Raw genomic sequence first — 20,334 nt, forward strand, 5'->3', positions numbered from 1 at the left:
AATTTCACTGTCAATTTCCACAGCGAAATTTCACAGATGCTGTGCAAAACACGTTCGTATAACTTGGTTCGCACTTCAAAACAGGCAAGGAATCGATATGCGCGAACAGAATACGGGCGTGTTGAGGAAGTTCCGGATAGACGCCGTACTCAAGGCCGATCTCGACCCGCTGTACCGGAAGAACAACTGGCGCGGGCTACTGGGCTGGATGGGCGACCTTGCGACGATCGCCGGCGCGATCTGGATGACAAGGCTGACGCCGTACGCGTATCCGCTGACCGTGCTGATCGTCGGATCCCGCCAGCGCGCACTCGCGTCGCTATTGCACGAAGCGGCGCATTTGACACTCGCACGCAATGGCCGCTTGAATCGTTTCATCGGCGAATATCTTTCCGGTCTCCCGGTTTTTCAGGATTTCGAATCGTATCGCCAGTCTCACGTCATGTCGCATCACCGGTTTCTCGGCGATCCGACGCGCGATCCGGACTACATCTACTATATCGACTCGGGGCTTCAGCGCGCCGAGGATCGATTCGAGTTCTGCTTCGGCCACGTGCTTCGTACCCTGATGTTGCTGAACGTGTTCAGCTACGCCAACTACCTCGTCCGTCATCGCGTTGCGTCGCTGCTCAAATCGCGGCGTGGCGCGATAAAGCTGATCCTGGTCCATGCCTTCCTGTTCGCACTCCTTGGCATTGCCACGAACCCCGCAGGGTACCTGCTCTTCTGGCTGATTCCGTACCTGACGTCGTTCCAGGTCATCGGGTGGCTATCCGAGGTATCCGAGCACTTCGGCCTGTTCGGCAGGGAAACCGACGAATTGCTGATGACCCGCAACCGATTTCCGTCATGGTGGGAACGCTGGTTCATCGGCATGCATGGCGACAATCTACACCTCACGCATCATCTTCTCGCGGCCATCCCGTACTGGAACCTGCCTGCGGCCCACCGAATCCTGATGCGGGACGAACACTATGCGCGCGCCAACGCCCGCACCGGCGGAATCGTGTCGCGCGGAAGCCACCCGCTGTCGGTAATGGAACAGATCCTCGAAGGCTACAAGGCACCGGCCACCCCGTCTCACGCACCGCAGTCGAACTCATGAGCGTACGTGCAATCGTCCTCGTCGCCCGCATCGCCGCGGCCATGTCCACGCGGTCCTGCCGACAGGATCGACCGATCATGGCGGCACGCATGCGATCCCGTCGTGGTTTGCGCGCGCGGCAGCGTCGTTAGTCGAGAAGTCCGTCGGGCACCTGGCACGCGATTTCAGTCGCGATGCGGCACGAACACGGTGCCGTGTCGGTACCGCACGCTCGGCGAGCGGCTCGCGCCGCGAGTATCGGATCGACCATGTACGCCCGCCGGCGGCGCATCACGTCGGCCTGCGCGAGGTCGGCCCTCCGGTGCCCGGCGGGCGTTTCAAAACAAAGAGACCATCCGCGAGCGCCGATGTACGCGACGCGCGTCAAGATCCCCTCCGGCAATCGCGCTCCGCCGCGCCCATCGCCTCGCCGATCACGCTCGCTTCACTCCCCGCTGCGCGCCGCGCCGAAGTGCAATAACTGACAGTTTCTCGTCCGGGCGCTTTTCATTAGATTGGCGACACGATCCCTGCAAAGCCCGCGCCCCGACATGACTCTCACCGCCAGCGAAGCACAGCACACGACGACCGCCGCGTACCGGGACATCGCCGAACGCCATGCGCATTCCGCCCCTTGCGGCGCCTTCCATCGCGACGCATGGGATGCCTTGTCGGACGCGGGACTGTGGCGCCTGCCGGTACCGCGCGAACTCGGCGGCGCGGGCGGCACGTGGCACGACTTCGTCGATGCCTTCGAAGCGGTCGCCGCGGCGCTGCGCTCCGTCGGCTTCGCGATGGCGCTCGCCAATCAGGCGACGCTGATTCGCGCGATCGTCGCATACGGTTCCGACGCGCAGCGCACACGGCATCTGCCGTCGCTGCTGTCCGGCGCCATCGGCGCCACGGCGATCTCCGAGAAAGGTACCGGCACCGAAGTGCGCGCGCTCGAAACGTGCCTCGTTCGCGACGGCGACCACTACCGGCTCGACGGCCACAAGTACAACATCAGCCACGCGCCCGAAGCGCGCCTGATGATGATCGTCGCGACGCTGACCGGCGACGGCAAGCCGGCCACCGCGCTGGTGCTGATCGATCCCGAACGCGCGGGCGTGCGGCGCAGCGCCCCGCAGGCGACGTTCGGCGTCGCGGATCTTCCGATCGGCGATCTCGCGCTGTCCGGCGTGCGCGTCGACGCCGACGAACTGCTCGGCACGCCCGGCGACGGGCTGCGCCTGCTGATGGACATCGCGTCGATGAATCGCGCGCTGTTCGGCCTGCTGTGCGCGAACGTCACCCAGCCGTTTCTCGCCGACGCGCTCGCGCATGCCAGCGGCCGCAAGACGCTCGGCGTCGCGCTGGACGCCCATCAGCACGTGCAGCGCCGGCTGGTGGACGTCCAGGTCGGCATCGAACGCACGCGCTGGACGGCGCGCGCGGCGCTCGATCAACTCGTCGGGCAACGTCCCGAGGCGCTCGCGAACTGTTCGATCGCGAAGCTCGCGGGCGCGCGCGATCTCGCGCAGGCCGCGCTGCACCTGCTCGCGATTCACGGCAGCGACGGCTACCGGCGCGGCCCGCTCGCCACCTTCGTCGCCGACGCGCTGGCGATGGGCTCGGCCGGCGGCACCGAGGAAATGCATTACCGCAACATCTTCAGCCAGATGCAACGACGCGCGGCCGCCACGGCGCGCGCGGCGTGAGCGTTCACCCTTCCATCCCCCTTCAGGAGCTGCCCTTGACTATCCAGACTGGCCTGCGCGCCCGCGCCACTCACCGCGTCGACACGATTTCGCTCGCCGATCAATGGGGAGGCGAAGCGCACGCGCTCGCGAGCCCGATCATGATCATCTTCATCGAACAGACCTGCATGCAGGCGACCGACCATCTGCTGCCGGCCGGGCAGATGACGGTCGGCTACAACTTCGAGATCAAGCATCTCGCGCCGACGCCGCCCGAATGGGAGGTGACGGTCGACGCCGAACTGATCGAGGTCGACGGCCGCATGATGACGTACCGGGTCGAGGTGCGCGACGCGGTGGGCGTCGTCGGCGAAGGCGTGCATACGCGCTGCGCGGTCAGCCGCGACGGCTTCCACCGCCGCCTGGACGAGCGGCGCGACAGCGCGGCGCTCGTGCGCTGACGAGCCGGAGCCCGACCATGATTCCGCTTCCGCTGCAGGGTCTCCGGCTGCCGGTGATTGCGTCTCCGATGCTGATCGCGAGCTATCCCGAGATGGTGCTCGCCCAGTGCAGGAGCGGGATCGTCGGCGCATTTCCGGCGCTCAACGCGCGGCTCAGCGCGCAGCTCGGCGACTGGATCGACACGATCGACGGCACGCTGCGCGCGTACCGGGAGGCCCATCCCGATGCGCCGGTCGGCCCGTACGCGGTCAACCATATCTGCCATCCGTCGAATCCGCGCGTCGAACAGGATCTGCGCATCTGCATCGAGCGCCGCGTGCCGCTGATGATCACGAGCCTGCGCGCGCCGTCGCGCGACGTCGTCGACGCGATCCACGCCTACGGCGGGATCGTGCTGCACGACGTCACGACGGTGCGACATGCGCAGAAGGCGCTGGAAGCCGGCGTCGACGGCCTCGTCCTCGTCGCGGCGGGCGCGGGCGGCCACGCCGGCACGCTGTCGCCGTTCGCGCTGGTCACGGAAGTGCGGCGCTTCTACGACGGCTTCATCGCGCTGTCCGGCGCGATCGCGACGGGAGACGCGATCGCCGCCGCGCGCGCGCTCGGCGCCGACTTCGCGTACATCGGCACGCGCTTCCTGGCGTCGCACGAAGCCAACGTGGTGCAGCGCTACAAGGACACGATCGTCGAAGCCAGCGCTGCCGACATCGTCTACACCGATGCATTCACCGGCGTCCACGGCAACTACCTGCGCCAGAGCATCGAGGCGGCCGGGCTCGACGCGCGCCGGCTCGCACGGGTCGACGGCACGCAGCTCGATTTCTCGCCGGACGGCGGCGCGAAGCAGTGGCGCGACATCTGGGGGGCCGGCCAGGGCGTCGGCGCGATGGACGCGGTGCTCAGCGTGGCCGACATCGTCGAACGCCTCGCGGCCGAATACGCGCGCGCCGTCGCACGCATGCAGCCGGGCGCGGCGGCGCACGTCGCCGCGCACCGGCCGGCCGCTTCCCCCGCTTCACGGATCGACACGCCATGACGCCCACCGAACTTGCCGCCCCGTCGTCCGTCGACGATGCGATCGCGCGACGCCGTGCGCAGATCGACGTGATCGACGACCAGCTTCTCGAGCTGATCGGCCAGCGCATCGCTCACGCAACCGAGATCGGTCATCTCAAGCGGCATGCGGGGCTCGCGGTGCGGCAGCCCGCCCGCGAAGCGTCGATCGTGGCCGAGCTGTGCACGCGCGCGCCGTGGGGGCTGCGCGACCGCGACCTGCGCGCCATCTGGCAGACGCTGTTCAGCGCGAGCCGTGACGCGCAGGCGCTGCCGTCCGTCGCGTTCCTCGGCCCGTCAGGCACCTACACCGAAACCGCGATGCTCCGTCATTTCGGCGAGTTCGCCCGCGGGCAGGCGCACGAGACGATCGACGCCGTATTCGACGCGCTCGCGCGCGGCGACGCGGAATGCGCGGTCGTGCCGATCGAGAATTCGTCCGAAGGCGCCGTGACCCGCACGCTCGACCTGCTGATCGCGCAGGCGGCGAGCGTCACGGGCGAGATCGAACTGCCGGTCGCGCACTGCCTGCTGAGCGCCAGCGGATCGCTCGCCGGCGTCGACAGCGTGGTCGGCCATCCGCAGGCGCTCGCGCAATGCCGCGCGTGGCTCGACGCGCATGCGCCCGGCCTGCGCCGCATCCCGGTGTCCAGCAACGCGGTGGCCGCGCGCGAGGCGGCGCACCTGTATGACTGCGCGGCGATCGCCGGTGAGCCCGCGGCCGCGCTTTACGGACTGCGAATCGTTGCCAGCGCGATCCAGGATCACCCGGACAACCACACGCGCTTCGTGATCGTCGGTGGCCAGGCGCCCGCGCCGACCGGCCACGACCGCACGAGCATCGTGCTGCGGCCGACCGACGCGCCCGACGCGCTCGCGCGCGTATTCGATGCGCTCGCCCGACACCGCGCCCCGCTGCTGTGGGTCGGCGTGCGCCCGGCACGCGGCGCCGGCCATGCGTATCGGTACTGCATCGATTTCGGCGGGCACCTGCTCGATCCGAACGTGCGCGCGGCGCTCGACGAGATGGCGCCCGCCGCGTCCGAACTGCGCGTTCTCGGCGCCTATCCGCGAGCCGCGGGTTGTCCCGACCGGCACGCCGACGGCCCGGCCGCATCATGACGACGGCGCCCGCTTCGTCCCGCGTCGCCGCCCGGCTGCTCGCGATTCGCGACGGTCGCGACGATCGCCTGCTCGTGCTGTGCGGCATCGCCGCGGCGGACTGCCTGTCGCTCGCCGCCGGGCGATGGCTGCGCGCGTTGCGCGCCGAATACGACGACGAACTGGAGCTGCTGCCGTTCGTGCGCGGCACACCCGACGCCGCCGGCACCGCGTGCCTGCTGCGGCGCTGCGAGCGCCTCCGGCTTCCCGCGGTGGCGATCGGCGACAGCTTGGCGACCGCCTATGGCCGCTGGCGCGCATGCCTGCCCGCGGCGCCGCTGACCTGGCGGGTGCTGGAGACATCCGCCGCACGGGCCGCGACGCCGCTGCCCGGCGGCCTGCTGGCGCGCTGGCCGGTACGCCCGGCCGAGCCGGTCGACTGGCCGCGCTCGCGCCGCGTCGTTGCAGATCTCGGCGTGGCATCGCCGGCGCTCGGCGCACGAATCGGCGCGCTCGCCGACGCACTGTGCGACGGCACGCTCGTGGTCGCCGGCATTGCGCTGGACACGGCTCCGGGCGCGCCTCACACCTTCGTCACCGATACGCTGGACCCGCTCGCCAACTACGTCCGGATGCAGCGCATCGCCGCCGTGACCCGCCGCGCGCCGTCGCTGCGGAGCCGCCTGTGAGCCCGCGCCCGCAAGCCGGCCCGATGCGCATCGCGCTCGTCGGCATGCCCGGCGCCGGCAAGACGACCGTCGGCAGCGCACTGGCCCGCGCACTCGCGCTGCCGTTCGTCGACGTCGACCGCGAACTCGAACGCCGCTTCGGCGCGCCCGTCGCCGCGCAATTCCATGCGGGCGACTTCCGCGCACGCGAAGCCGACGTCATCGACGCGCTGACCCGCGGGCCGGCGCTCGTGCTCGCGACCGGCGGCGGCGCCGTGCTGCGCGACGACACGCGCGCCCGGCTCGGCCAGCGCTGTTTCGTGATCCATCTCGCGAGCGATCTCGACACCCTGTGGCACCGCACGCGCGGCGACGCGTCCCGCCCGCTGCTGAACGTCGCCGACCCGCGCGCCGCGCTCGCCGCGCTGCACGACGCGCGCGAATCGCTGTACCGCGCGTGCGCGCACCGCCGCATCGATACCTCCGGCCAGTCCGTCGCACAAACGCTCGCGGCCGCGCTCGACGCACTCGCCATCGCGTAACCCGCGCCTCTGTCCTTCCCCTTCCGCTTTTCGACGATGCCGGCCGCCGGTGCGGCCGGTGCGGCCGACTGCCATTTCTACCAGTTGCCGACCGTCTAATAATATCTAAAGATATATTTTTAGATACAGATCGTTCGCCTTCACGCGACAGGAAACCGACCATGCCTCTACTCATCGACCGAGCGTGCGGCGCCCGCCGCCTGGTTCCCGCCCTCGCCGCGCTCGCGATCGCCGGCTGCGCCCCGTTCGGCCCGCAACGCCCGGCGGCGCGGATCACGCCCGTCGAGCAACTCGATGCGGGCGCCGCGATTCGCTCCGCCGGCACCGGCTCGCCGACGATCGCCGAACGCTGGTGGACCGCGTTCGGCGACGCGCAGCTGGATCACCTCGTCGACGATGCGCTGGCCGGCGCACCGACGCTGCAGGCGCAGCGCGAACGTGTCGCGCAGGCGCTGGCCGACGCCGACGTCGAAAACGCCGCGCTGCTACCGCAGCTCGGCGCGACGGCGAGCGCGGTGCCGACGCGCCTGCCGGGCAGCTATCGGACGCCGCCGCCCGCGGCCGGACACTGGCAGGTCGACGCGCAGGCGCTCCTCGGCGCGTCGTGGGATCTCGACATCGCCGGCCGGCAGCACGCGCTGGCGCGCGCCGCCGCGCTGCGCGCGGATCAGCAGCGCGCGCTCGAGCATGCGGCCGCCGTGTCGCTGCAGGCGGCGATCGTCGAAACGTACCTGCAGCTCGCGCTCGAACAGCAACTGCTCGCGATCGCGCGCGATACGCTGCAGCAACACAGCTATCTGCTGCGCCTCACGTCGCAACGCGCCGACGCCGGCCTCGACATGCAGGTGGCCGTGCTCAGGGCGAGCGAACCCATTCCGCACGCGCAGGCCGACATCGACACGCATGCGGCCGCCTCGGCCCGGCTGCGCCATCGGCTCGCCGCGCTCGTCGGTCGGGGGCCCGGTTACGCCGACGCGCTGACGCCCGCCGCGCCGCCGGCGGCGGCGTTGCCGATGCCGGCCGTCCTGCCCGCCGCGCTGATCGGCCGCCGGCCGGACGTCCTGGCCGCGCGCTACCGGGTCGAAGCCGAAGCGGCGAACATCGACGCCGCGCGCGCCGCGTTCTATCCGGATGTCAATCTGCTGGCCTTCGCCGGCGTGCAGAGCTTCGGGTTCCGCGCGCTGTTCCACGGCAACAGCGGCACCCTCGGCGCGGGCCCCGCGATCACGCTGCCGATTTTCGAGGGCGGGCGCCTGCGCGCCGGCCTGCGCGCGCAAACCGCCGCCTACAACGCCGCCGTCGCGACGTACGACGACACGGTCGTCAACGCGCTCGCGCAGGTCAGCGACACCCTCGTCCAGATCGACACGCTCGGCCGGCAGCGGGCGCTTCAGCGCGAAGCGCTGGCGCGCGCGCAACGGACCTACACCATCGAAACGCAGCGCTACCGGAAAGGCATTTCCGGCTATCTCGACGTCCTGCTCGCCGAAGGCCGGCTGCTCGAGGATCGCGCATCGGTCGCCCGCGCGGATGCGTCGTTCGCGATCGAGCACGCCCGCCTGATCGCCGCGCTCGGCGGCGCCACTTCCACTGGAGTCGCACAATGAACCGTCCCGAATCCCCCGCCGCCGAGCCCTCGCTGCAACGCGCGCGCCGGCGCTATTTCCGCTGGTTCTTCATCGCGCTCGCCGGCGCGGCCGGCCTCGCCGCCGCCGCGTGGGCCACCACGCGCGGCACCGAGACGACCGACGACGCATACGTGTCCGGCGACGTCGTGCAGATCTCGCCGCAGATCGGCGGCACCGTCGACGCCGTGCGCGTGCAGAACGCCGACTGGGTCCGGCCCGGCGACCTGCTGTTCAGCGTCGACAAGACCGATGCCCGGCTCGCGCTGGACGAAGCGGTCGCGCAACTCGCGCACGCGGTGCGCCAATACCGCACCGCGCATGCGGACGTGGTGCGCGAGGAAGCGCAGATCCGGGTGCGGCGCACCGAATGGGCCAAGGCGAACGACGACCTGCAGCGCCGGCTGAGCCTCGCGCAAGACGGTGGCGTGTCGCGCGAGGATCTTCGCCATGCACGCGACGCGATGGACGGCGCGGCAGCCGCGCTGAACGCGCAGCAGGCCGCCTACGACGCGACGCTCGCGCGCACCGACGGCACGTCGATCGACACGAATCCGCTCGTGCGCGCGGCGGCGGCCCGCGTTCGCAGCGCGGCGCTCGCGCTGCGCCGCACCGAAATACACGCGCCGCTCGGCGGGCTCGTCACGCGCCGGGTCGTGCAGGTCGGCCAGCACGTGTCGCCCGGCACGCCGTCGCTGGCGCTCGTGCCGCTCGATCACGTGTGGGTCGAGGCCAACTTCAAGGAATCGCAACTGCGCGGCATGCGCGCCGGGCAGCCGGTCGAGCTGTTCTCGGACCTGTACGGCAGCGACGTGGTGTTCCACGGGCGCGTCGTCGGGCTCGAAGCCGGCACCGGCGCCGCCTTCGCGGCCGTGCCCGCGCAGAACGCGACCGGCAACTGGATCAAGGTCGTCCAGCGCGTGCCGGTCCGGATCGCGCTCGATCCCGCCGAGCTGCGCGCGCACCCGCTGCGTATCGGCCTGTCGATGACGGCCTCGGTGCCGGTCGATCGCGGCCCCGGCACCGCGTCGGCGTCGCCGCCCGCCCGTGCGCCCGAAGCGCGCCGGTCGATCGACGCCACGTCGATCTATCGTGAGGATGACGAAGCGGGCGACGCGCTCGTCGCCGAGACGATTCGCGCGAACAGCGGCGCCCGTCCGCTCGCGCCGGGAGCCTGACGATGCGCTTCTTCTCCAGGAACGCGGCGCCGAAACTGCCGCTGGAGCCGCTTGCCGGCATGCCGCTGGCGCTCGTCGCGATCGCGGTCAGCGTCGCGAATTTCATGCAGACGCTCGACCTGACGATCGCGAACGTCGCCGTCCCGACCATCGCGGGCGATCTCGGCGTCGCACCGGACATGGGCACGTGGATGCTCACCTCGTTCGCGACGCCGCTCGCGATCACGCTGCCGCTCACCGGCTGGCTCACGCAGCGCTTCGGCCAGGTGCGGCTGTTCCGCGTGTCGGTGCTGCTGTTCGTGGTCACGTCGATCCTGTGCGGGATGGCGCCGAACTTCGAGTCGCTGCTGGTGTTTCGCGCGCTGCAGGGCGCCGCGTCGGGCCCGATCACCGCGCTGTCGCAGGCGCTGCTGATGGCGGTGTTCCCGTCGACGCGCCGCCACGTCGCGCTGGCCGTGTGGCAGACCACGACGTTCGTCGCGCCGGTGCTCGGGCCGATCGCCGGCGGCTGGATCACCGACAACCTGAGCTGGCCGTACATCTTCTACGTGAACGTGCCGCCGGGCGTGCTCGTGCTCGGCGTGCTCGCACGGCTGCTGAAGGGGCGCGACAACGCGACGCGGCGGCTGCCGGTCGACGTCGTCGGGCTGCTGCTGCTCACCGCCGCGTTCGGGTCGTTCCAGTTGCTGCTCGATCGCGGCCAGAACCTCGACTGGTTCGCCTCCGACGAAATTCGCATGCTGGCGGTCGTGGGCATCGCGTCGTTCGTCGCGCTGGTCCTCTGGGAGCTGACCGACGACCATCCGATCGTCGACTTGCGGCTGTTCGCGGACCGCAACTTCACGACGAGCACGCTCGCGATCACGGTCGGCTTCGGGCTCTACTTCGGCGCGCTGGTGCTCGTGCCGCTGTGGCTGCAGACCCAGCAGGGATACACGGCCACCTGGGCCGGCATCGCCACCGCGCCGCTCGGCGTCGCGGGGATCGTGATCGCGCCGCTGCTCGGCCGCTTCCAGGGCCGCACCGATCCGCGCCTGCTCGCGACCGTCGCGCTCGTCGGCTGGGGCGCCGCGTCGTTCTGGCGCATGCATTTCAACAGCGACGTGACCCTCGGCGACATCGCCGCCAATTCGCTGCTGATGGGCGCCGCCACCGCGTTCTTCATCACGCCGCTCGTGTCGCTTTCGCTCGCCGGGCTGCCCCGCGAGCGGCTGCCCGCGGCATCCGGGCTGCAGAACGCGCTGCGCCGGATCGGCACGAGCGTCGCGACCTCGGTCGCGCCGACCTACTTCGAGCGTCGTTCCCGCGTGCACAACACCTATCTCGTCGACCACATCACGCCGTACGATTTCGCGTCCGCCGACTGGTTCGCGCGGCTCGATCACGCGGGGCTGTCGCCGTCCGGCGCACTCGCGTCGGTCTCGCATGCGATCGACGTCGAAGCGCACATGCTCGCGCTGAACGATTTCTCGTTCGGCTGCCTGCTGCTGTTCGGCGCGACGCTGCTGGCGGTCTGGTCGATCCGCTCCCGCCACGCGTGACGCGCGACGGAAAACATCCGGAAGCCGTCTCGCCCGGCAGGAGCGACTGACCGGCTAACCGGGCGGCGGGCGGCGCAAGCCCCTGCCGGACCGCATCGCCGTCATCGGTGAATCGGCCTGGCGGGCCGCGCTCGACGGCACCGCGAATGAAAAAAGGGGCTCCGCGCCGATCGACACGGCGCGGAGCCCCTTCAACTGCGCCGCTTAACGCGGATCGCCGGGCGCCGGCACGTATCCTTCGGCGAGGATACCGTTCGTCCGGGCGGCCGGCTCGCGCAACAGCTTCGCCGCCTGATAGCCCTCGGACCGATACCACGCGCGGGCGCGCTCCGCCGACTCGAATTCGAGCACGACGACGCGCTTCGGCGACCATTCTCCTTCCAGCGTTTCGACTTCGACGCCGCGCACCAGGAAGCGCCCGCCGTACTCGGCCACCGTCGGCGCGCCGAGCCGGCGATACGCCTGGTATGCGTCGACGTCGTGTATGTCGATATCGAACACCACGTATGCGCTCATGACCGCGCCTCCGCCGGCGCCGCCGCGTCGGCCGGCGCGAGCTGCACGAACACGCGGCCGTTCTCGATCTTCACCGGGTAGGTGTGCACGCACGTCGTCAACGGCGCGCACAGCGCCATGCCGGTCCGCACGCTGAAGCGCCCCTGGTGCAGCGGGCATTCGATCTCGTCGTCGAGCAGGAAGCCGTCGCTCAATCGCGCGTCGCCATGCGTGCACTGGTTCTCGGTCGCGAAGATCTCGTCGCCGACCGCATACAGCGCGATGTCGCGGCCGCCCACCCAGACGCCGAGTATTCCGTCGGCGCGCACCGTTTCCGGCGCGACTGCATCGATCCATTCCGTAGTCACGTTCGGCACCTCGTTCAGATCGGGTAAATCAGCGAGTTCGGAATCATCTCGCTGTCGTAGACGCAGATGCGCGACTCGAAACGCAGCCCCTGCGGCGTACGCAGGATGCGGTCCAGGTAGCGCCCGGTGTTGTACACGTCGCTCATCTGCTCGGTCTTCGTGCGCAGCACCGCGTAGTTCGTCTCCGCCTCGATCACCGTGTCGTCGAGATACGTGACGAGCGGCAGCCCGATCACGTGGCGCTGATAGTACGGATCGAAGAACAGCGTCTCCTTGATCCCGTAGACGCGATCCTTCAGCATGCCCTTGCTTTCGAAATCCATCACCGCGAGCGGCAGGTTGCGCTCGTGGTTCTCGCGCGGCACCACCGTGTACCGGCATTGCTCGATGAAGAATTCCGGCCACGCGTCCCAGTCGCCGCCGTCGAGCACGGCCGCATATCTCGCGTTGAGCTGGACGAGCGAATAGAAATCCTCGAAGGTCGCGCCGCCCGCGTGCGGCTCGGCGGCCGGCCGGGCCGTTCTTGTCGTGATCGTGCTCATTCAGGCCTCCATCACTTGGCGCCAGTACTGGTACATGCCGCGCACCAGCGTTTCGCTGACCATGTGTTCGGTCTGCTCGTCGATCTGCCGGCCGCCGAGCTCGTTGTATACGTTGCCGTGCTGGATCTGCTCGAAGCTCTGCTGCACGCATTCGATGACTTCGCCGTCGTCCGCCGACACGAAGCCGGCCGGCCCGAACAGATTCGCCTGGCGCAGGCGGCGCCGCGTCATCTCCTCGGTGTCGGTCTCGAAACCGAAATGCGTCCACACGTAGTCGAACACGCCCGGGCCGATCGGCCGGATGCGCCGCGTCGACAGCGCATTGACCTGCTGCTGGATGATGACGCTCGGCATCAGCGTGAGCATCACGACGGTCGGATCGCCCCACCACGGTTCGTGCACGACGTCGAGGAAGCGGTCGTCGTGCAGCGTCATGCGTTCCTTGAAGCTCGTCACGTTGTGGGTCACTTCTCCGCCGCCGCCGCCGCTGCGGATCGACACCATCGCGCCGTGCCGGTGATGCGCATCGGTCACGAGCCGAGCGGGATTGTCCGCGCGCCACAGGCCGAAGTTGACGAACCAGGTGTGCAGCAACCCAGCGTGATACGGATCCTTGATGTTCTCGACCATCAGCTTCCAGTTGCTCGGCACGCGCTGCCGCGTATAGCCGAGCACGGTCAGCTTCGGGCCGTGGAACAGGCGGTCGTAGTAAGGCAGGATGCGCGGGCCGAGGAAATCCTCGAACGATTCGACGTTCTCGTCGAACGACGCGAACACGGCGCCGCCGCGCGTCGACACGCGCAGGCGCCGCAGCGCATGCTTGCCCGGCTCGAAATCCGCCGGCATGCCGCCGTTGATCGTGCCGCCCTGACGCACGCCGCGCCGGAACGGCACGCCGATCAGGTTGCCCTTCAGGTCGTAGTTCCACTGGTGATACGGGCAGTGGAAATCCTTCGCCTTGCCCGAGCGCTCGCGGCAGAACTGCATGCCGCGGTGCGCGCACGCGTTTTCGAAGACGACGATCTCGCCATCCTCCGTGCGCGTCATCACGACGGATCGCTCGCCGACTTCCGTGCGCTGGAAATCGCCGGGAGACGGCACTTCGGCTTCGAGGCCGATGTAGCACCAGTGATTCGCATAGAACAGGCGCTCGAGTTCCCGCTGGTACAGCGCTTCACTCGTATACGCCTCGTATGGCGTGCGGCTGGCGCCGTCGCCTTTCCAGTCGAGCGCGCGGGCGATGTCGATGGGTGAGTTCAAGAGAGCTCCTTTCATTCAGTAAGAAACGGCCTGCCTCGCGACGGCGGCACCGTGCGCGATGAAGCCGGCTGGCGAACGCCGCCGCGCAACCGCCGCGGCAGCCAACTGCTCGATGAGTTCGGCCGTGTGATCCCAGCCGAGACATGCGTCGGTAATGCTTTGGCCGAACACCGGCGGCGTGCCCGGCACCAGGTCCTGCCGCCCCTCGACGAGAAACGACTCGATCATCACGCCCACGATCGCGCGTTCGCCGCGATGCAGTTGCGCGGCGAGGTTGCCGCAGACGTCGATCTGCGCGCGGGTCTGCTTGCCGCTGTTGCCATGGCTCGCGTCGATCACGACGTACGGGGGAAGATGCGCGTCGCGCAGCGCGGCGCAGGCGGCCGCGACGCTGGCGGCGTCGTAGTTCGGGGTCTTGCCGCCGCGCAGGACGATATGCGTGTCGGGATTGCCGGACGTGGTCGCGATTTCCACGCTGCCGGAAACGGAGGGCCTCAGGTAACTGTGCGACACGCGCGACGCGCGGATCGCGTCGATCGCGACCTTCACGTTGCCGTCGGTGCCGTTCTTGAAGCCGATCGGCAGGTCGAGCCCCGAGGCCGCCTGGCGATGGATCTGCGATTCGGTCGTCCGCGCGCCGATCGCGCCCCAGGACACGAGGTCGTCGAGATACGGCGCGGTCATCGGATCGAGAAATTCGGTCGCGGCCGGCAAGCCCAGCGCATTGATGCCGAGCAGCACCTTGCGCGCGACGCGCAAGCCGTCCTCGATCCGGAAGCTGCCGTCGAGATACGGGTCGTTCACGAGCCCTTTCCAGCCGACCGTGGTGCGCGGCTTTTCGAAATAGACGCGCATCACGATCTCGAGTACATCGGCGTACCGCTCGCGCAGTGGCGCGAGCCGGCGCGCGAACGCCAGCGCGGCGTCCGCATCGTGGATCGAACACGGGCCGACGATCAGCGCAAGCCGGTCGTCCTCGCCCGCGATGATGCGCGCCAATGCGCGCCGCGCATCGCCGATCGACCGTGCCAGGCCGGGATCGCACGGCAACTCGGTGCGCAACCGCTGCGCACTGATCACCGCCACGCCTTGCGTCAACGCTGCCTCAACGGGTTTTTCCATTTAACGCTCCACTCTCGCTGATCGGATGCCGATTTACGGAGGCAATTAGAGCGCGGTCAAATCCCCGGTGATACTGTCATTTATCTCAGAAGCATTTCACATGGTGGATATCTGTGATTTCCGACAGTATTCCGATATGCGGATCACGTCTAACTTAACTCCTGACAAAACATGTTCTCACCTGCTGTTCTGCCAAGGAGCCTCGTAATGACAAGAAAATATTTTGAAACGCGAATCGACGTGAAGTATCGGGAAACGGACGCGATGGGCCATGTGAGCAGCCCCGTCTATTACGACTATCTGCAGCACGCGTACCTGACCTACATGCACGATCTGCTCGAGCTGCCCTATTCGGAAAAGCTGCCGCACATCATGGTCAAGACCTCGTGCGAATATCTGAAGCCCGCGCAGTACGGCGATACGATCACGGTCCGCAGCAGCGTCACGCGCTTCGGATCGAAGAGCTTCGAACTGGAATACCTGATGGTGCGCGACGGGCAGGCGGACGCCGACGATTCGGCCGACGATCATGCGGTGGTTGCGCGGGCCGTATCCACGCACGTGATGTTCGACTACGGCAGCAAGACCACGGTGCCGGTGCCGGAAGAGTTCAGGACGCGCGTGCTGTCGTTCCAGGGCGCGATCTGATGCCGCAGCCGGGGGTCCACGGACGGACACCCCGGCGCCGTTCAAGCAAACACGATCAGGCCCATCAACACGGCTTTCACGACCGCATTGGTCTTGTTGGACGCGTTGAGCTTGACGATCGATCTCGAGATGTGGAAATTGATCGTCCGCTCGGTCAGGCCGAGAATGATGCCGATCTCATACGCTGTCTTCCCCTCCGCCGCCCATCGCAATACCTCGCATTCGCGCATGCTCAACGCGACATCCACGGGAGCCTCTATATTCGCCGCACACTGAATCATTCGTTTCTCCATCCAGAATAAGACGCCAATGTTTCAGATTCATTTCCGCCGCTCATCTCGATTCACATGCCCCTCGGATTGGATGTTTATTATTTAAAGGCGTCACGAATATTCGGCGAATTCAAAAGCAACGATCTTCCCACCCATTATCTCCGGTGTTGTCACAATGGAATCGAGCATACCCAATCGATTTACGCTTCGGAAGATGCACGAGACGCAATGTATCAATGACGTTGACGCACGCCACCAGAGTTGCACGACACGTCATATCGAAACGGCCGCACGACTGGCGGGCGCGATCGCATCGGCCACGCGCGGCGCGCAGATACTGCGCACGCAATCGCGCAGCCAGCGATGCGCGGGGTCGCGATCGAAACGCGGGTGCCAGATCTGCGAGACGGTCAGGTCCGCGATCGGCAACGGCAGCGTGAAGCTGTACATGCCGGCGCGGGACCGCTCGGTCTGCCGCTCCGGCACGCTGGCGACGAAGTCCGAGCTGCGCGCGAGCGACAGCGCGGTCGGGAAGCTCGACACGACGGTGGTCACCGAGCGCACGATGCCGAGGGAATCGAGCAGCGTATCGATCGGGCCGTTGAACTGCCCGCGGCGCGACACGCCCACTTGCGGGAACGACGCGAAGCGTTGCGGCGTGATTTCGCCGGTCGCCAGCGGATGATCCGCGCGGACCACGCCGATGAAGCGGTCGCGAAACAGCGCCTGCACGCGCAGTTCCGGGCCGGCCTGGCCGATCACGCCGACTTCGAGGTCGATGTCGCCGTTGCGCAGCGCATCGACATGCTTGTTGGGTTTCGGCGCGAAGCGCAGCCGCACGTCGGGCGCGACGCGCGACGCGTGTTCGAGCAGCGCCGGCGCGAACGTCTCGACGAAGGCCTCGTTCGCGCGAATCGAGAACGTGCGCTTGAGCGTACGCATGTCGACCCGCTCGCACGGGCACATGACCGAATGCGCCTCCACGACGAGCGCATGCACCCTGTCGCGCAACTCGAGCGCGCGCGGGGTCGGCACGAGATCGCGCCCGGCCCGCACCAGCAACGGATCGCCCGTCATCACGCGCAGCCGCGCGAGCGACCGGCTGAGTGCGGACGGACTGAGGCCGAGCGCGTTGGCCGCGCCCACGACGCTGTTCTCGGACAACAACGCGTCCAGAACGACGAGAAGATTGAGGTCGATGGAAGTCGCCATGTTGCGCTCTTGCTGTACTGTCGGGACCGGCCGGCCGATGGGCCAGCGGCATCGTGCCTCGGGCGTATGTGCTCCGTGATTCGCGATAGACCGGAAATCGGCAGTCGCGCCGCCGAGCCCGACGCACGATCGTGCGTCCGCCGAAATGGCGGGCAGTGAATGGCGGGGAGTATTCGTGCCGCTGAGAAAATCCGCTGCGGATTTATTGCACTTGTGAACGATTGTGCACCGCGTTGCAATAAATCGCAACCCGACACGATGCGTATCAGGTTTAAATGAAACGATGAACGCGAATGAACAATAAAACAAAACCGATTCGATTGCGTCGCGCCGCGCATCGCGCACGCAAGCAGGCCGGTGAAGCAAGGCCTGCCGCGGCGGAGCCCGCGCGAGCCTCGGAAGGCGCTGCACGGCCGGCCGGCACGGCGTGCGCGCAAAGCACCGCACGGTTCGCTCATCGCGATCGAATAACAGAACTTTTAGACTCTTCTATTGACTTTCTCGTCAATATTCCGTCGTGGCTCGCATACGTTTCACGAAACAAATCCCGATCAACCGATTTTGCGAAAATCTTCCGGCGATTCGAGAAAACCGGCTGGAGTGTCCGCCGCGCCCGTTTTGCGACTCGATCGGCATTTCACCGGAGTTCGGTGATGTTTCGTCCGACTCGCCCGGCTGGAATGTCCACCGTTGTCAAAACCGCGCTTCAATCTGGCCGGTCCGGCCGCGTATGCAATCGGCGCCGCACTCGCCCCACCTTGCTGCTGCAGCTTGCCCGTGCGCTCTCCCGCGAACCGTCGGCCCCAGGGTGAGCGGTTCCGCTGTGGCCCCTCCCGCACCGAAAACAACAGGAATCCTCATGAAATTCGTCGACGCCGGATTACCCGGCATCCGTCGCGATTCATGCTTGGCGATCACGGAGGCTTGCCCGGCCACCCGGCGCCATCGGCGCTTGCCGGCGGACGTGCGAAACGACGTCGCGACGATGTGCGCTCGACCCATCGCCGCTCGCGGGCGAACCGCCGGTCAGTCGTCGTGCTTGTGGCGCTTTTTGTTCTTGTGCTTGTTGCCGTGGTAATGATCGCTGGAACGCGAGTTGTTGCGCGACACGTGGCCGCCCAGCGCCGCACCTGCGCCGCCGCCCACGGCGGCGCCGACGAGGCTGCCGGCCGTGCCGCCCATCGCGTTGCCCGCGGCGGCGCCGGCGCCGCCACCCAGAGCGCCGCCGACGACCGCGCCCGTGCGTTCCCGCTTGTTCGACGTCACCGCACCGCCTGCGCCACCGCCCACGGCCCCGCCGATGATCGCCCCCGTGCTCCCGCCGACCGCGTTGCCGACCGCCGCGCCTGCGACGCCACCCAGCGCGCCGCCCAGTGCGTTGTTCGTGTCGCCTGCCACGGCAGGCAGCGACGCCACCGCAGTCGCACCGACCACCACTGCCATCCCGGCCAATTTCTTCAGCATTTTTTTGCCCCTTCCGCTTGATGAGATATCGGTGCGCGAATCTAGCACCTTTCCGCTAAGCCCATCGTAATGAAGCGTTAAATCGGGTGTTTTTTCTGATCGAGATCGCCGCGACGGCGCATCCCGTCGGCACGTTCGCCCCCTGCCACGACGCGACGGACGCTTCGTATCGCAGCCCCGGCCTCTCCCGCCGCGTCGGTCCTTCCCGCGCCCACGATCCTGCATTACCATCGTGCGTCCGCCGCGCCTGCCCGCTTCCGGCTGGCGAGCCCAGCCACGTCCCCGTTCCCGCAACCGATGCTTGCCCTCATCATCCTCGCCGGCCTCTGGGCCGGCCTCCAGAACGCCCTCGCGGGCGGCGGCTCGTTCATCACGCTGCCCGCGCTGATCGTGTCGGGGATGTCACCGCTCGCGGCCAACATCACGTCGACGGTCGCGCTGTTTCCCGGCCAGGTCACGACGGGCTGGGCGAGCCGGAACATGGTGAGCGGCGTCGGCAGGCTGCCGTTTCGCGCACTGTTCGCGATCAGCGTGGCCGGCGGCGCGCTCGGCGGCCTGCTGCTGCTCAAGACGCCGTCGTCGATCTTCTCGCACCTGGTGCCGTGGCTCGTGCTGTTCGCGACGGTCGTGTTCGCGTGGGGCAGTTTCTTCCGCAAACCGGGCGCGGGCGCGCAACATCTCGGCCCCGTCGCGGCCGGGGTCTCGCAGTTCCTGATCGCGGTCTACGGCGGCTACTTCGGCGGCGGCATCGGGTTCCTGATGATGGCCGCGCTGACGATGGCCGGCCTGCCGCCGCGCCACGCGATGTCGACGAAGAATGCGCTCGCGGGCGTGATGAACGCATCGGCCGTCGTGCTGTTCGTGACGTCGCCCGAACTGCACTGGCGCGCGGCGATCGCGCTCGGTGCGGGCGCGATCGTCGGCGGCCTGCTCGGCGCGTGGGCGCTGCATCGCGTGAACGAACGCGTGCTGCGCATCGCGATCGTCTGCATCGGCGCGCTGCTGACCGTCGGGTTGTTCGTCAAACCGATCTGACGCACGCCCGTTGCCGCCGCGATCGCGGCAATCGACGCGCAAACCGCAACACGTCTTTCGCGATCCGGTGCCGAACCGGGTCGCGCTGCCAGCGCTTGTCGCCGTGCCGGAGTCGCAGGCGTTCAACCCGGATTCGCGCGTCCCGTGTCGGTTCGCGGTCCTGACGGCGCGCGCGAACGTCGCGGCGCATTGCTTGCGGCGAAGGCAGCCGTCGTTCGGGCCGGCCGCCGGCGTGAAGGATCGCAGGCCGGCGCAAGGCCGACCGGCGTTCGCACTCCGTTCAGCCGAACGGCCGCACGCCGATCAGCGGGCCGTGCAGGAACCGCGCGAACACGGCCCAGGCGACGAGTCCGGCCACAACGGCCGCGACGTCGCCGGCCAGCCCGCCGGCCGGATAGCGGACACCGTCGCGGCGATCCCGCGCACGCGACACGACGAAATCGACGATCGACCACACGAAGAACGCGCCGAACAGCACGACTGCGTGCACGGTACCGTTCACCAGCAGGTGCGCCACCGCCCAGACCATCACGCCGGCCAGCATCGGATGGCCGACGTGCGTCTTGATCCGGTTGCGCGGCACGTACGACGCGGCGATCAGCACGAACGCGACCGCGGTCAGCATGCCCGTCAGGTGGCGCACGCCGACCGGCGACACCCACAGCAGCGTCGCGCCCGCCCGGGCGACCCCGTACCCCCAGATGATCAGCGCGAAACCGACGATCGACGCGATCGCGTAACCGCCCTTCCAGCCCTTCTCGCCGATCCGCTCGATCGTCGCGGACCGCCAGCCGTCGGCGACGATCCGGATCGAGTGCACACCGAGGAAGATCGCTAAACCGAGAATCAGGACGAGCATCGGCTGTCTCCGTCTGGGATGGTGAGTGGGGAAGCGTTCCGCGCGGCGTACGGTGCGCCGTTCGCGGGGCCGGCGGCGAGGCCGGTGCGGGTCGCCAGGCACGGGCGCAACCCGCGCCGATCAT

At 68.3% G+C, this 20,334-nt stretch carries 20 protein-coding genes and 1 pseudogene; 12 read left to right on the forward strand and 9 right to left on the reverse strand.

The features are described 5' to 3' along the window. The first annotated feature begins 97 nt into the window (after positions 1-97). From gntB to LGN10_RS23915, 10 genes are all read left to right on the forward strand, one after another. Positions 98-1,105, forward strand: a complete 1,008-nt coding sequence (gene gntB / locus LGN10_RS23870; protein ID WP_226225213.1) for a guanitoxin biosynthesis L-arginine gamma (S) hydroxylase — start codon at positions 98-100, stop codon at positions 1,103-1,105. Between the two features lie 530 nt (positions 1,106-1,635). Beyond that, the gene (locus LGN10_RS23875) at positions 1,636-2,784 is read left to right on the forward strand and encodes an acyl-CoA dehydrogenase family protein (protein ID WP_226225215.1); all 1,149 of its coding nucleotides are present in this window, start codon (positions 1,636-1,638) and stop codon (positions 2,782-2,784) included. Positions 2,785-2,819: 35 nt separating this feature from the next. Next, positions 2,820-3,224, forward strand: a complete 405-nt coding sequence (locus LGN10_RS23880) for a thioesterase family protein (RefSeq protein ID WP_059584619.1) — start codon at positions 2,820-2,822, stop codon at positions 3,222-3,224. A 17-nt stretch (positions 3,225-3,241) separates the two neighbouring features. Further along, positions 3,242-4,261, forward strand: coding sequence for an NAD(P)H-dependent flavin oxidoreductase (locus LGN10_RS23885; protein WP_226225217.1), 1,020 nt, complete (start codon positions 3,242-3,244; stop codon positions 4,259-4,261). Next, positions 4,258-5,400: a prephenate dehydratase gene (gene pheA / locus LGN10_RS23890; protein WP_226225218.1), complete on the forward strand. Its 1,143-nt coding sequence runs from the start codon at positions 4,258-4,260 to the stop codon at positions 5,398-5,400. Before LGN10_RS23885 ends, pheA begins: the two co-directional genes overlap by 4 nt. Next, entirely contained in the window at positions 5,397-6,068 is a 672-nt protein-coding gene (locus LGN10_RS23895) for a hypothetical protein (RefSeq protein WP_226225220.1), read from the forward strand. The genes pheA and LGN10_RS23895 overlap by 4 nt, the downstream gene beginning before the upstream one ends. Continuing rightward, on the forward strand, positions 6,065-6,589 hold the full coding sequence (locus LGN10_RS23900; RefSeq protein WP_226225222.1) for a shikimate kinase: 525 nt from the start codon (positions 6,065-6,067) through the stop codon (positions 6,587-6,589). The genes LGN10_RS23895 and LGN10_RS23900 overlap by 4 nt, the downstream gene beginning before the upstream one ends. A 161-nt stretch (positions 6,590-6,750) precedes the next feature. Beyond that, a complete protein-coding gene (locus LGN10_RS23905; RefSeq protein WP_226225224.1) occupies positions 6,751-8,196 on the forward strand; it encodes an efflux transporter outer membrane subunit in 1,446 nt (481 codons plus the stop codon). Further along, positions 8,193-9,392 carry an efflux RND transporter periplasmic adaptor subunit gene (locus LGN10_RS23910; RefSeq protein ID WP_059584610.1) on the forward strand — a complete coding sequence of 400 codons (1,200 nt, stop codon included), beginning with the start codon at positions 8,193-8,195 and terminating at the stop codon, positions 9,390-9,392. The genes LGN10_RS23905 and LGN10_RS23910 overlap by 4 nt, the downstream gene beginning before the upstream one ends. 2 nt (positions 9,393-9,394) lie before the next feature. Continuing rightward, the gene (locus LGN10_RS23915; RefSeq protein ID WP_059639816.1) at positions 9,395-10,933 is read left to right on the forward strand and encodes a DHA2 family efflux MFS transporter permease subunit; all 1,539 of its coding nucleotides are present in this window, start codon (positions 9,395-9,397) and stop codon (positions 10,931-10,933) included. Positions 10,934-11,137: 204 nt separating this feature from the next. Here LGN10_RS23915 and LGN10_RS23920 read toward each other — a convergent pair whose 3' ends face one another. The 5 genes from LGN10_RS23920 to LGN10_RS23940 are packed head-to-tail and all read right to left on the reverse strand — an operon-like array spanning position 11,138 to position 14,720. Beyond that, on the reverse strand, positions 11,138-11,449 hold the full coding sequence (locus LGN10_RS23920; protein WP_226225226.1) for a DUF1330 domain-containing protein: 312 nt from the start codon (positions 11,447-11,449) through the stop codon (positions 11,138-11,140). Further along, the gene (locus LGN10_RS23925) at positions 11,446-11,796 is read right to left on the reverse strand and encodes a non-heme iron oxygenase ferredoxin subunit (protein ID WP_089489772.1); all 351 of its coding nucleotides are present in this window, start codon (positions 11,794-11,796) and stop codon (positions 11,446-11,448) included. Before LGN10_RS23925 ends, LGN10_RS23920 begins: the two co-directional genes overlap by 4 nt. Positions 11,797-11,810: 14 nt before the next feature. Continuing rightward, positions 11,811-12,338, reverse strand: coding sequence for an aromatic-ring-hydroxylating dioxygenase subunit beta (locus LGN10_RS23930; protein WP_059639818.1), 528 nt, complete (start codon positions 12,336-12,338; stop codon positions 11,811-11,813). After that, complete coding sequence (locus tag LGN10_RS23935; protein ID WP_050018149.1) at positions 12,339-13,598, reverse strand: aromatic ring-hydroxylating oxygenase subunit alpha; 1,260 nt, start codon at positions 13,596-13,598, stop codon at positions 12,339-12,341. A gap of 15 nt (positions 13,599-13,613) precedes the next feature. Then, on the reverse strand, positions 13,614-14,720 hold the full coding sequence (locus LGN10_RS23940; protein WP_063896793.1) for a 3-deoxy-7-phosphoheptulonate synthase: 1,107 nt from the start codon (positions 14,718-14,720) through the stop codon (positions 13,614-13,616). A gap of 207 nt (positions 14,721-14,927) precedes the next feature. Between LGN10_RS23940 and LGN10_RS23945 the strand changes: the two genes are divergently transcribed. Continuing rightward, positions 14,928-15,368: an acyl-CoA thioesterase gene (locus tag LGN10_RS23945; RefSeq protein WP_060011819.1), complete on the forward strand. Its 441-nt coding sequence runs from the start codon at positions 14,928-14,930 to the stop codon at positions 15,366-15,368. A 41-nt stretch (positions 15,369-15,409) separates the two neighbouring features. Here the strand turns inward: LGN10_RS23945 and LGN10_RS23950 are convergent. From LGN10_RS23950 to LGN10_RS23960, 3 genes and pseudogenes are all read right to left on the reverse strand, one after another. Beyond that, positions 15,410-15,607: pseudogene (locus tag LGN10_RS23950) on the reverse strand (LuxR C-terminal-related transcriptional regulator); the annotation flags it as partial. Between the two features lie 306 nt (positions 15,608-15,913). Next, positions 15,914-16,852 (reverse strand): LysR family transcriptional regulator, encoded by a 939-nt coding sequence (locus tag LGN10_RS23955; RefSeq protein ID WP_059584601.1) that lies wholly within the window; start codon positions 16,850-16,852, stop codon positions 15,914-15,916. Between the two features lie 1,026 nt (positions 16,853-17,878). Then, positions 17,879-18,316, reverse strand: coding sequence for a hypothetical protein (locus LGN10_RS23960; protein ID WP_059584599.1), 438 nt, complete (start codon positions 18,314-18,316; stop codon positions 17,879-17,881). Between the two features lie 297 nt (positions 18,317-18,613). Here LGN10_RS23960 and LGN10_RS23965 point away from each other — a divergent pair, with 297 nt between their 5' ends. After that, positions 18,614-19,351, forward strand: a complete 738-nt coding sequence (locus tag LGN10_RS23965; protein WP_059584597.1) for a sulfite exporter TauE/SafE family protein — start codon at positions 18,614-18,616, stop codon at positions 19,349-19,351. A 280-nt stretch (positions 19,352-19,631) separates the two neighbouring features. Here the strand turns inward: LGN10_RS23965 and LGN10_RS23970 are convergent, their stop codons facing one another. Further along, the gene (locus tag LGN10_RS23970; RefSeq protein ID WP_059584596.1) at positions 19,632-20,210 is read right to left on the reverse strand and encodes an NnrU family protein; all 579 of its coding nucleotides are present in this window, start codon (positions 20,208-20,210) and stop codon (positions 19,632-19,634) included. Between the last annotated feature and the right edge of the window lie 124 nt (positions 20,211-20,334).

It is taken from the genome of Burkholderia sp. AU32262 (assembly GCF_020419985.1).
Lineage (GTDB): Bacteria > Pseudomonadota > Gammaproteobacteria > Burkholderiales > Burkholderiaceae > Burkholderia > Burkholderia semiarida.